Raw genomic sequence first — 12279 nt, forward strand, 5'->3', positions numbered from 1 at the left:
CTCCTCCTCCCCCCTCAAAAGAGGCCAAAAATAGGCCTTTTTGAGGAAATCGGAGAAGTTCTCCGACGACAAAACGGCAGGAGGTAGAAAATAGAAGCGATTTTAAATTCTCCGACGGAGAAATAGTTTCGTGACAGCCACTATACTTACTATAGGAGGAGATAATAAGTTATGAATAGAAAATTTACACAAGCCTTTAGCCTGATTGAACTTCTGTCTGTTATGGTTATTATACTTATACTGGCGGGCCTATTTGTGGGCGTAAGCGGCCCTGCGAGCCGATCGGCCAAGAAGCGCAAAGCCGAGGTCATGGTCTCCGCCCTTGAGGTGGCGATAGGTATGTATAAGGCGGATACGGGGTCAAATCCCCCAACGGGCACAGGGTCGCCCGATCCAGGATCACAAACTCTTTACGACCATTTGACAAATGAGGACGCATATGCTCAAGGGGGGACAAGCCCGATATCCGGATGGAGCGGCCCATATATGAAGTTTAGAAACGAAGACATATCTGGCGGGGAAATTTTGGATCCATGGGGGAGGCCGTATAATTATAGTTTTGGAGCGTGGACAAATAATCCATATCCGAGCAGTTTTGATTTATGGTCTGATGGTCCTGATAAAATTAATGGGTGGGGGAATCCCGCCGATCCTAATGGCAAAGATGATATAAAAAACTGGTAACGATGAAAAACCGCGGCTTTACATTACTTGAGACAATAATAGTCCTCGCGATAATGACGATGTTTTTTGCGGTAAGCGTTCCGCTCTTTTCCAAATTTACGGAGAGGACAAAGCTGGATACTACGGCGCGCAGCATTGTAAGCGCGCTCCGGCTGGCGAGGACGTATGCGATTACAAATAACGAGAATTATTATGTTAAATTTGATAAAATCGTAACGCCAAATGAGTACTATGTTTATTATTATAAACAACCCGGAAACGTTATGACCATAGTTGATAAGGAATATAAATTGCCGGTAGGAATTTCATTCGGCGCACTAACAGATTTTACCGGCAGCCAGGTAGTTTTTAAACCTACGGGCGAAGTAGAGGTAGAGGGTACTATTCCCGTTACGGACGGTACTGATACAAAACTGATAAACGTAGAAAAAACCACCGGCCGAGCCCGGATTGAATAAAAACATGCATAACAAAGCTTTTACATTAATCGAAATCACCATCGCCTTACTGATACTGGCGATAGGCATCGTCGGCATATTGACGCTATTTCCGGTCGGCTTTGATGCCTCGGGCCGCGCCGCCAATATCATAGAGGCGACATTTTTGGCGCAAGAATTAATAGAAGACGGGAAGCGTTGCGGGTATGGCATATTTGATGACCCCAGTTACGATGACGACAAAACAGCTACGGGTTGGGAGATATCCGGCGATTTTAGCCCTGGTCACCCGAATTATGAGTATGATATATTTGTCTACAATGACGCTACGTTGGGTGTTGACGGCCTTCGCGAAGTTGTGGTCTATGTATACTGGCCGGCCGCGGATGGCGAACCCGGTGCGAGGACGAATCAGAAAAACGTGGAACTAAGTATATATTTGGCTCAATATGAAATGTAGAAATAGCGGTATAACATTAGTAGAGACGCTTATGGCGGTGATGATCTTGAGCGTATTGGCGCTCTCACTCTACACCGTCTTTAAAAGCGGCATTGACGCCTGGACCAAATCAGAGTCACGGCTCGAGATATACCAAAATGCGCGTGCAGTGCTTGACCAGATATCAAGGGAATTGGCAGGTGCGTTTGTAGACGGCGCAGACGCGAAATTAGTAGGAGCACCAGGGGTGGTTGCGGATGAACTGGTGTTTGTAACCGATTTTGCAGACTCGATTTACAAAATTAAGTATTATCTTATGACGGATGCGGCCGATACGACTAAGACGAATTTAATGCGTGCATATATTGATTATAGCGATTCGGACCACGCAGGCGAAGGATACGATAGCATAAATTATGAACCACCCGTAGAATTCGTTAAGTATACAAAAAGCGCGATGGTCGACGACATACAGTTTACTTATCTGCCGCAAATTACAAAAGCAGATGTGCCGGTATTTTTGGGCGATTGGAGTGATGCTGCCAGGGTTGAGGATATCTGGTCGGATGATGACCTCCCCGAAGCGGTGAAGATAGTCATTACGATGAAAGCGGCCCCGTACGATCCGAATGGCGCAACTTATGATTTTGAAACGATTGTCTATTTACCGAATAGCGAAACAGAGTAGGTGATCAGCATGAACAAAAAGGGCATAGCATTAATAATGGCAGTCGGCGTACTTGCGCTTCTGGCGGTATTAGCCACAAGTTTCGCCCTCAATATGCGCCTTGAGTACCACGCCGCCGTAAATTACTATAACGGCGTAAAGGCGCGCTATTTTGCCGAATCGGCCCTCCAACGGGCGATAGCAGAGTTGCGGACACACGTCAAAGGAAGCGCTTTTGATTACTTTGGAGCGGGCGAAGATTGGGCCCTGACGACGCATCCGACAAATACAGCCAGCTTATACAATAACCATAACATAATCGCGGCAGATATAGCGGCAACTCCTCCACGCATAACTTCGAAAGGATCTTCTTATGTAGTGCTGATTATAGATGAACAGCGCAAGATCAATATCAATAATGCGTTAGATAACCCCAACAACCTGCTTCTCACCAATCTTTTCACGGAACTCGGTATTTCAGATATAACTGATTTGATCACGGATATTACCGGCAATAAACCGCCTGATGGCTATCATAATTTCAGTGAACTAAAATCCCTATGTTTCGAGGGATTGACTGATGCCAAGGTAGATCTGATAAAAGAGAATGTAACAGTCATTTCTTATGTGGATTCTAATACTGATCTTGCGCCTGTAAATATAAATACATGTGACCCGATGGTACTTAAATCGGTAGTCGAAGGAATAACCGATGGGAGCATTCTCGCAATACCAGGTGCGGATGCGGAAAATGTGCGAGATGCGATCGCCAGCAGTAGGGGTACAGCAGCGATTACAAGCTGGTCGGCTTTTTACGACATATTGGATGATCTTGTTAATGTGACAGGAGCAATAAGCCAAGAGCAAGCCAATGTTATCATGAATAATTGCAATCCAAATAGGACAAAACCTTCAACCTCCACGACTGAATTCTGCTTCAATTCCGGCGGGTATTACGAAGTTATAGCCCGCGGCACGGTGACTGACTTTTTGAACAATCCTCAAGCCGTCCGCACCATAAGCGCAATCGTCAAGATTTATGATATTTATTGCGAAACGAAGACTAAAGATGCGAGCGGCAATCCGACTCAGCTTGCGTTAGGTGCACCCGAACGCGTAACTTGGCTTGACTCGTGCCCTGTAAATTCCGATGCCATATTTGATTGTTACGAAATTGGAGACAATACATCTGCACAGACAATAGCAGGTTCTCTAAAACTCGGATTTTGGGATGATTTCGAAACAGACAATAGAATCTATTCCAAAGAACAATGGGAAAAAGGACCGACATCAGGACCTAATGCGCCTGTGACTGATAGTGATTTTGCCAATGGAAAATTAATGATTTTTGAAAATAAGAGGTGCGATCTTTATGGAACTGACGGAGCTTCTGAATGGATGTGGGGTGATTTTGTTTTTCGTGCGTTTGTGAGCGAGTCTGCTACAGCAAGCACATCGCAGATGAAAGATGTCGCGTGGATTTTGTTTAGAAATCCTGGAAGCGGGCACAATATTCCATACTCCGGAGATCCTGCTGTTATCCATGCACGACAGGGTACGCTTTCATGGGAGGATGATGAAAAATTTGCCTATTTAGACACCTCGGATCTGGTCGGTAAAGTAGCGTTCATGAAAATAGTTGATATTCTCAACAGTTCTATCGATCCGTATCCACACTATAGATCCATATATAACTTAACTACGGCCGCTTACCCTATAGAGGCAGACAGAATTCAAGCTGCAATAGATGCCAGATATAAGTATGATCGAAATGACAATGGTCAAATCAGAATACTTACACTTTATAAAATGGGTGACAACAACCCTAGTTGGCCGGAGTGGGAAAACTATGATTATGATGTCGTCCAAATTGGATGGGAATGGTTAAAAAAAGATTTGGCATATACCCAAACCAAAACATTTAATATTACCACGGGCAATCACCTTCTGGGAGGAGATTCGAAAGATATAGCCGTTGATGTCTGGACGGGCGCGCCCACCCCTGCTTCCCTCACTAGAAAAATTATAGGAGCAGCCGATTCGGGTAGATTTGTTCTGTATGCCAACAATGTTAACGTAACATGGGATGATATACGAATAATTTCGCCGGACGGTAACCTTGTATCGCAGACAATCGATTCCTTGATTTCCGGCCTTGAAAATTTAGCAGATGGTGTTGAATGGGGTACGATTACCGGTACAGTTACGATTCCCCCGCCACCTGCCAGTGCTGCGTCGGAAACAGTGACGTTCCAGACTATATCGGACAGTGACCCGAATGGGACGACAGATATACAAGTGTTGCGGGTACATCCCGAATATTTCGTTTCTCGCTCTGGCGAACATATTGATTCCCAAAATGGAACTAGTATGCGATATAAAGTCATACTCCAAACAGCCACCGCCGAATTTAAAGAAACCCCCGTCCTCGAAGACGTAACCATAACCTACCTCCCCAAAGTCGCAATCAAATCTTATTCTCTCTCGCAGTAATTCCTTTATTTGTAATTTAATTTGAAGCAGGGACGCGTCACTTCGGGACACTCCAGTTCTGAAAACAAAAAATCTAAAATAATTTGAAAGAAAGCAGCCCGCATTAAGCTTGCAGCTGCTTCCTTGCGGAACGCGGGAACAAGTAAGCGCAAGAAAATAGCCGCCCCATACGTATACATAAGCAGAGGGGCGGCATTTATGCATACCGCATATGTTAGGAATTTTAATAAAAAAGTTGCCCCCTACCCGATTATAAGATATACTTATATTGTAGCGACAATTAGCGCTACATTTAGGAGGTGTTAAATATGAGCCTTGCAACAGCATTATTGAGAGCCCCGAGAGTAGGAGCAAGAGAATTTCGTAATAAGGCTTGCGCCTTTATAAAAAGGGGTAAACTCTGTCTTATAACCGAACATGGAAAACCGGCAGGTGTTTTTATGCCTTATGACGAGGCCTTAGATCTTACAGAATTGCTCGATGAGCTTCACGATAGAAAGCTTTTAAAAACAATCGCAGAAGGCCGAAGAGCAATACGTAGAGGCGTAAAAGGTATAACCCTTGAATATGCTCTAAAGAGGCGGGGAATCCGTGTATAAGGTTAAATTTCCTACTTCATCCATTGAGAGGAAATTTTTTAAAGAGTTGGATGGTATAAGTCCCGAGGCACTTAAAAAAGAGGTGTTAAATGCTGCCCGTTCGCTCGCTCAAAATCCCCGTCCTAAGGGTGAGCCGAAGATCAACCCGCCAATAGAAATATACGATTATCTTGCACGATACCGCTTGCCTGTCGCCAATTGGCGTATTTTATATGATGTAGAGGACAACACTAAAACAGTATGGCTGCTTGCGCTCCGGAAAAGGAATGAGCGTACTTACCGGTAGCTGCTTGTTTCCGGCCCACCAAGTTACTCATGAGCCATCTCGATCTTCCCTAATCTAGCCTGGTGAAAATCACCGGAAATAAATCGAGAGAAAAGCGCTTGACAGAAAGGCAAATATAATGTATACTTTGATACAGAGAGTTGTATAAATATATACAAATAGTTGTATGAGATATATGGAATATGGAATAGATAGAGAAGCCCTATTAAACAGGCTCGCCGCATGGGATGGATTTTTAAAAAGACGCGTCCATTTAATAGCCTGCGGTGGAACGGCCCTGACTCTTTTGGGCCTAAAAGTGTCGACTAAAGACGTTGACTTGCTGATACCCAATATAGATGAATACGAGTATCTCACCGGCATTTTGAAGCAGCTGGGTTACAAGCCGGCAAGCGGGGCGGGATGGAAGACAGATCAGAGATTTATTTTTGATCTCTTCAAGGGGAAGGCAGTACATACTACAGAACTTTTGGAATCGCCATTGGATAAGGGCAATAATATACCCGTTAAAGAATTCAGCAGGATCTATCTGGGGATACTTAATTATTATGACATCATCATAAGCAAGCTGTTTAGGGCAACGACAGTGGATATAGATGACTGCCTTTTGTTAATCAAAAGCAGAAGAAAAGAGCTGGATTTTAAACGATTGGAGAAGCGTTTCAGGGAAACAGCGGCTTTTGATGTTTCGGAGGAGAGGGTTAATAAACATTTTGACAGTTTTGTAAATGTTCTCAGAAAAAAGGGGTTATTGGATGGAAAATGAAAATCTTCTAAAGAGAGTAGGCGCATTAGGATTCCCGCTTTTTAGTCCGGAAGAGGACCATAATGCGAATTTAACACTGGCGGATATGGTCAAATCAAAGGATCTGCGCTTATGGGAGGGTTTTCCTGTCGTATTGGCCAATAGCGCGGAAAAGGGGTTGTTTGATTACGATAAGCTTAATTGGCATTTAAAGGAACCGTTTGACAGATCGCGTTTAGTTTCGCTTATGACGATGTCGCTCGCACTTTATAAATTTTTTAATCTGAAATTCCCGTGGGCAGATAAAGTATATAACTTGCTTGTGAGCAAAAGAAAAAAAGAATACACAGATTTTCTTAGAAATCTCAAAAGCGATAAGAATTTAAATGTCGCGGAACGCGAAGTGTCCCCGCAGCGGCTAAAAACAGTGTTTAGTAGTTATTTTTTGAGTCAGGCGCAGGTGAAGCTGCATGAACTGCTTTCTGTTAAGGATGAGTTAAGTCTCGAATATTCATTGTCACAAGTTTTTTCCGCCAAACAGAAGGAGTTATTTTTGAAAAAGCTTAGGCGGGAAAAGATGACCAAGACCGAGAAAGAATATTTTTCAAGAGCAGTTAAGAAAAAAGTTTTGGCATTGGCAAATCCGGAATTACACCGCTTAGCCCAAAAACTGCTGGAATAAAGGTACCCGCTCCATACTCTGCGGAAATCCTGCAAATATTTCACGCTCGCCATTGACAAAGTAAGAATACACAGGTATACTTTGTTATAAGTAAGAGTAAGTAAGTTTATAGGTGTAAAACGATGTTAATTATTAAATAAGGTAGTCCCTTGAACGCTTCTATTCGGCGCGTTCTCGGGATAAATTCGACCATATAACTTACGTCACAATCGAGCAATATTAAGGTTCCGTAAGTTATGGTCTCATTTAGAGGCATATATGCCGCAACTGATGAGCATAGAGGAACTGGCTACTTATCTGAAGCTCGAGAAGCAGACGATCTATAACTGGCTTCACGAGAAGAAGATCAGCGGGATAAAAGTCGGCCACGTCTGGCGCTTTGACAGAAGCGCCATTGATAGTTGGCTTAAGTCTCAGACGGTAAATGCCGTCCCCGTTGGCAAGGGTAAGTCCAAGTCTAAACGTGCTAGAAGCATTAAAAAAAGCTAATATAGGGGCAAGATAACCCGTGATGTTTAATTTTCGAAACAAAAGATATTTCGGGCTGGATTTAGGCGAAAGCGCCATAAAGCTCATCGAGGTAAAAAAGACAAGAGATGGTTTTCGCTTAGCGAGGGGCCGGCTTGTAGAGCTGAATCTGGATCCTTTGTTTGACGACGCGGAAAAACGAAACGCCGTAGTAAGAGAGAAATTGAAAGAACTCTTGGCGAAAGAGGGAATAACTTCCGGTGTAGTCGCGATTTCCATCCCGAGCCAGTCCGTCTTCACACGTTTTTTACGCGTTCCTAAGATAGCGAAGGGCAAAATAGAGCAGATCATTCAATACGAGGCGCAGCTGCAGGTGCCTTTTCCCATCAACGAAGTCATATGGAGTTATGGTGTATTTGAAACATACGACAGCCCCGAGACCGATGTCATATTGGTCGCGGTCAAGAAGGATATCGTAGAAGAAAAGCTGAACATCCTTCGCGACATGCCCCTTGAAGTAGATTTTGTGGAAGTGTCGTATTTTTCCATTTTCAACGCGATCGATTTTGTCGGCGACATAAAGGATAAGCTTATACTGGATATAGGCGCCAAGAATACAAATATCATCATAGTCGAAGAGCACAAAATATGGACAAGGAGTATTCTCATAGGCGGTAACGATCTAACCAAGGCAATAGCATCTCAGCTGAAGATAAGCTTCAAAGAAGCCGAGGCCATTAAGCGTAAAGAGGGCATCATCGCCTCGGACGAGCAGGAGCGTTCCCGATCGCCGCATGCCGCGGAGATCTCCGACGCGATAAACCCGGTTTTGGTGGAGATGATAGCCGATATATCAAAGTCGATCGGTTATTACAAGTCGCAGTTCGGGGAGACAAAAGTAATAAAGGAGGTCCTTCTTACGGGCGGCAGCTCAAGGATCAAAAATATAGACAGATTCATAAAAGAAAATCTGGATATACCAACGAAGTCTTTTAATATTTTCGAAAAGATAAAAAGCGATGTGGATTTCTCACTTAGCGAGAGTTTTTTGGGTCGGATGGATGCCGCGATAGGGCTGGCGCTTAAGACGGTGACGCCGCTTTATACAAAGACCAACCTTCTTCCGCGGGAGATATTAAAAGCTAAAGGGTTTGAGAAAAAGAGATGGTACATCTTCGGCTCTTTGTTTGTAGGCATATTGATTTTAGCCTCCTTAACCAATTTTGTAATATGGCGCGACAAACATAAAACCGCGAACCTCATAAAAGCTTCGGCCCTTATAGAGAGGTACGCCAGTTTCAACAAGGCGATAGAAGCCCTTCAGGGGGAGGTGTCCGGCCTTAAATCGCGGCTGGAATTTATAGAAAATGTTACAGAAAGAAGAAAAGAGGGGATAACGGTCTTGGTCGAGATTACCAAACTTATACCCGACAATCTCTGGCTTACCGAAATAACCGAGGAAGGGTCGGTTGTGACAGTAAAGGGAAAGACCGAGGGGACATTCGAAAATATAAATACCTTCAAAGACATGCTTATCAAGTCAGGGTACTTCAAAGAGGTGACAGTCGAATCGGCAAATGTCCTTAAGGACAAAGAGGGCATCGAAGACGTGAGAGTTTTTACGATTAAAATTGTTATGCCATCAGCGAAGCCAGGAAAGGAAGAATAGAATAATGGTATTAAGAAGGAACCTGTTATCCATAATAGTAATTTCGGTACTTGCGGGCGCATTGTTATTTCTCACTATTATGCTTGGTCTGGCTATAATCAAAGAAGCAAAAACCAAGAAAGTGATTGCGGCCAAGAGTGTTGCAATAGACAACTTTGCAAAAAAGAGCAGGATGCCGCTTACGGAAGAATCTATATCATTCCTTGCGGATGAGCGCAATAAACTTAAAAGCGCATATAGCAGATTAAAACTCGCCCTTACCTCGCCTCTTGCCGAAGACGTGCCTCGGGAGAGTATGGATTCGCTGCAGTTTAAAGAGCGCTTGATACAGACGCAGAAAAAACTTAGAGAAGAGGCAAAAGAGTTTTCTCTTTCTTTGCCGGATTCGCTCGGATTTACAAAATATGAAACCGAATTATCGACGCGCGGGGAGATTCCGGCCCTGTGGAGGCGCCTTAAGGTATTGGAGGAGCTTATATATCTCATGACGCTTTCGGAGGTAGTGTCGCTTAATGAAATAAGCTTTATAGGCGACGACCCTGCTAAAGAGGCGGCACAGCCGGTACCGGCGGAGCATGTCCTCGCGGGAATGCCTGTGGATAAAGCAGCGGCCCAGCCCGCGCAAAGCGAAAATTTTTATGACGAAGTAAAGGTCTCATTTAAAATAACCTGCACCTATTCCGGTTTGATCAAGTTTTTATACAAGATGAGAGCGTCTCCTTTTATATTTATCGTGGATGATTTGGATATTACCAGGGCCAAAGATACTCTCGATAAGGACGAAGCAGCGGAAAGTATGCTGCAGGCAAATTTTTTGGCAAAGGCGGAGATAATAAGATAATCCTATGAGATTTCCAAAGATACAGGATTTGCTAAAAAAGATAACAGACATCCTCCCTAAAAAAGATGTCGAAAAGATCGCTTTAAAAATACTTGTAGCGATTTGGATAATAGTTACTATTTCTACATTTGGGCTTCGTTTTGCCAAAGATGAAGGCGACGACATAGAAAAAAAGATTTCTGACGCTGCTACGAAAGTGCCTATATCTCCCTCGGTAAATCAGGGGGATATGAAAAAATATGAGAAGCTGATCAATCTGTCGCAGTATCCGGAGCCTATGAGTGAATATGACCTGAAACGGAGGCGCGACCCGTTTTCTAAGTATGTTGAGGAGGCAGCCCAGATAGGGGCGCAGCCCACAGAGCATGATTTTACGCTTAAGACGATAGGCCGCGTACCGCTGCCGGTTGTTTATAGGGGGTTTATAGAATTGCCCAATAAATTAATAGGCCAGATCAACTGGAAAGACTCAACCAGGTTTGTTGAAAAGGGCTCATCGCTCAACGGCTATAAAATCCTGACGATAAGCAAGGAAAAGATAGGTGCCGTGGACGAGCAAGGGGTGAAGTGGGATTTCGTTCTAAATAAGCCGGTACCGAGCGATAAATTAAACGCTGTTTTGTACGACAAGATTTCCAAAAAAACTTACACAGTTGAAGCCTCAAGCGTTATTGACGGTTATAAAGTGATTGACATTCAGCCCGATTGTGTTATATTACTTTCAAAGGGCTCAGAGATAAAATTAACCGAACAATAATAAGATAATATCACAGATACGGAGAATTTTATGCATAAAACGAATTTATCAAAGAGTATCGTGCGGTTTTTCTGCATAGCCCTTGCCTTTTTATTCCTCACGCAAGTCAGTGTGATCGCCGCTCCAGACGCAAAACGCGCCGCGGAACTGATGGTTTCCGAAAAAAAGATAGAGAAGGAAAAAGAGAAGGTCCTTATAAAATATTTCATAGGCGAAGGAAACAGGCTTTTTGCGGGCGAAGATTACGACAGGGCCGCCGAGCAGTACACGCGTGCGCTGGAAGTGGATCCTAATAGTTATGAAGCCAAAAACGGCCTCAGAAATATACAGAAAAAGCTGGGCGAGCGCCGGCGCATAGAATCGCCGGCGGGGATGTCAAAAAAGCTTTTTAAGAGCGGCCAGGGAAAATACAGTGCTGCTGATTATGAAAGCGCGATGGAGGATTTTCAAAATGCCCTTATATTAGATTACGAAAACAGGGATATACTCGAGTGGCTTAAAAAGACCCGTCGCCGCATGACTTTAGACAAGGCAAAAACCGAAGACTTTGATCTCGAGAAGGATATTAATGTGGCGACTAAGGAGAAAGGCGTCGAGGAAAAAAGGGCGATGCTTGAAGTGGAGAGGGCATATCAACCGCCTAAGAAGCCTGAGCGAAAGCCTGTCGAAATAGAAGAAATAATATCGCCGGAGGCGGCGCAGGAGGAAAAGGCCCGGCGGGAATTGCTTGATAGATTGAAAAAGAAGATGGTCCCGGCAGTCAGCCTTACCGACGCCGATATACGCGACGTGATACGCCAGCTTATGGAAATTACAAATGTTACCATCGTCATAGATGAAGGCGCATTGGCAAAGGTCGGCGGAGGAAGCCCCATGAAGATAACATTCAGCACGGTGAATGAGATGCCGCTATTGGAAGTGCTGAATATCGCTTTAAGAGCTACGGAGCTGGGATACAGGATCGAGCCGAATTATATCTGGATATCGACTCCGGAGAAACTCGCAAAAGAAGACGTGATTACGAGGACCTACAGATTAAAATACGGCGTAAGGCGCGTGCGTAAAGTCGAGCTTAAAGAATTTGAGACCAAATCGTCGAGCGGCGGCTCGCAGTAGTTCGGAGTAAAAATATGCGCGTTATAAAGACCGTCATACTTCTAATAATTTCGGTAATCGTACTTCCTTTTTGGGCTCTTGGTCAGAGTGCTGCCCCTGAATTTCAGCTTTCCATAGAGGAGTATCTGAACAATGCCCTTCCGCCGCAAGAAGGCCGTATTATCAATTTTAGCGATATAACAGGCATATTGACGGTTACGGATACGCCTTCCAATCAACAGCTTATACAGAAGCTCGTCACGCAGTTTGATATAGGCCCGAAACAGATACTTATAGAAGCGCGATTTGTGGAGATCGAATTTGAAGATCTGGACGAACTCGGGATCGAGTGGTTTTTATATGAAGCGGGCGATGTCAATATAAACTCCGGCGGCGCAAATGCTCAATATCAGAATA

The 12279-nt window shown here is 44.1% G+C and carries 15 protein-coding genes; all 15 read left to right on the top strand.

The features are described 5' to 3' along the window. Positions 1 to 171 precede the first annotated feature (171 nt). Complete coding sequence (locus tag KKI13_05140) at positions 172 to 684, top strand: type II secretion system protein GspG (GenBank protein ID MBU4488432.1); 513 nt, start codon at positions 172 to 174, stop codon at positions 682 to 684. A gap of 2 nt (positions 685 to 686) precedes the next feature. After that, positions 687 to 1142 carry a GspH/FimT family pseudopilin gene (locus KKI13_05145; protein ID MBU4488433.1) on the top strand — a complete coding sequence of 152 codons (456 nt, stop codon included), beginning with the start codon at positions 687 to 689 and terminating at the stop codon, positions 1140 to 1142. A gap of 4 nt (positions 1143 to 1146) precedes the next feature. Continuing rightward, the gene (locus KKI13_05150; protein ID MBU4488434.1) at positions 1147 to 1581 is read left to right on the top strand and encodes a prepilin-type N-terminal cleavage/methylation domain-containing protein; all 435 of its coding nucleotides are present in this window, start codon (positions 1147 to 1149) and stop codon (positions 1579 to 1581) included. Next, positions 1571 to 2248, top strand: a complete 678-nt coding sequence (locus KKI13_05155) for a type II secretion system GspH family protein (protein MBU4488435.1) — start codon at positions 1571 to 1573, stop codon at positions 2246 to 2248. The genes KKI13_05150 and KKI13_05155 overlap by 11 nt, the downstream gene beginning before the upstream one ends. A gap of 9 nt (positions 2249 to 2257) precedes the next feature. After that, the gene (locus KKI13_05160) at positions 2258 to 4720 is read left to right on the top strand and encodes a general secretion pathway protein GspK (protein MBU4488436.1); all 2463 of its coding nucleotides are present in this window, start codon (positions 2258 to 2260) and stop codon (positions 4718 to 4720) included. A 308-nt stretch (positions 4721 to 5028) separates the two neighbouring features. Next, entirely contained in the window at positions 5029 to 5319 is a 291-nt protein-coding gene (locus KKI13_05165; GenBank protein ID MBU4488437.1) for a hypothetical protein, read from the top strand. Next, positions 5312 to 5605 (top strand): type II toxin-antitoxin system RelE/ParE family toxin, encoded by a 294-nt coding sequence (locus tag KKI13_05170; GenBank protein MBU4488438.1) that lies wholly within the window; start codon positions 5312 to 5314, stop codon positions 5603 to 5605. Before KKI13_05165 ends, KKI13_05170 begins: the two co-directional genes overlap by 8 nt. A 175-nt stretch (positions 5606 to 5780) precedes the next feature. Then, a complete protein-coding gene (locus KKI13_05175) occupies positions 5781 to 6371 on the top strand; it encodes a hypothetical protein (GenBank protein MBU4488439.1) in 591 nt (196 codons plus the stop codon). Then, positions 6361 to 7032 carry a hypothetical protein gene (locus KKI13_05180; protein MBU4488440.1) on the top strand — a complete coding sequence of 224 codons (672 nt, stop codon included), beginning with the start codon at positions 6361 to 6363 and terminating at the stop codon, positions 7030 to 7032. The genes KKI13_05175 and KKI13_05180 overlap by 11 nt, the downstream gene beginning before the upstream one ends. A 258-nt stretch (positions 7033 to 7290) precedes the next feature. Further along, positions 7291 to 7521, top strand: a complete 231-nt coding sequence (locus tag KKI13_05185) for a helix-turn-helix domain-containing protein (GenBank protein MBU4488441.1) — start codon at positions 7291 to 7293, stop codon at positions 7519 to 7521. Between the two features lie 22 nt (positions 7522 to 7543). Beyond that, positions 7544 to 9169, top strand: a complete 1626-nt coding sequence (gene pilM, locus KKI13_05190) for a type IV pilus assembly protein PilM (protein ID MBU4488442.1) — start codon at positions 7544 to 7546, stop codon at positions 9167 to 9169. A gap of 4 nt (positions 9170 to 9173) precedes the next feature. Then, complete coding sequence (locus KKI13_05195) at positions 9174 to 10010, top strand: type II secretion system protein M (protein ID MBU4488443.1); 837 nt, start codon at positions 9174 to 9176, stop codon at positions 10008 to 10010. 4 nt (positions 10011 to 10014) lie between these two features. Then, on the top strand, positions 10015 to 10767 hold the full coding sequence (locus KKI13_05200; protein ID MBU4488444.1) for a hypothetical protein: 753 nt from the start codon (positions 10015 to 10017) through the stop codon (positions 10765 to 10767). Between the two features lie 30 nt (positions 10768 to 10797). Further along, complete coding sequence (locus KKI13_05205) at positions 10798 to 11883, top strand: hypothetical protein (GenBank protein ID MBU4488445.1); 1086 nt, start codon at positions 10798 to 10800, stop codon at positions 11881 to 11883. A 14-nt stretch (positions 11884 to 11897) separates the two neighbouring features. Then, positions 11898 to 12279: hypothetical protein (locus KKI13_05210; GenBank protein MBU4488446.1), on the top strand; the 382-nt coding region annotated here is incomplete at its 3' end.

This window comes from Candidatus Omnitrophota bacterium, assembly GCA_018894435.1.
GTDB lineage: Bacteria > Omnitrophota > Gorgyraeia > JAHIPI01 > JAHIPI01 > JAHIPI01.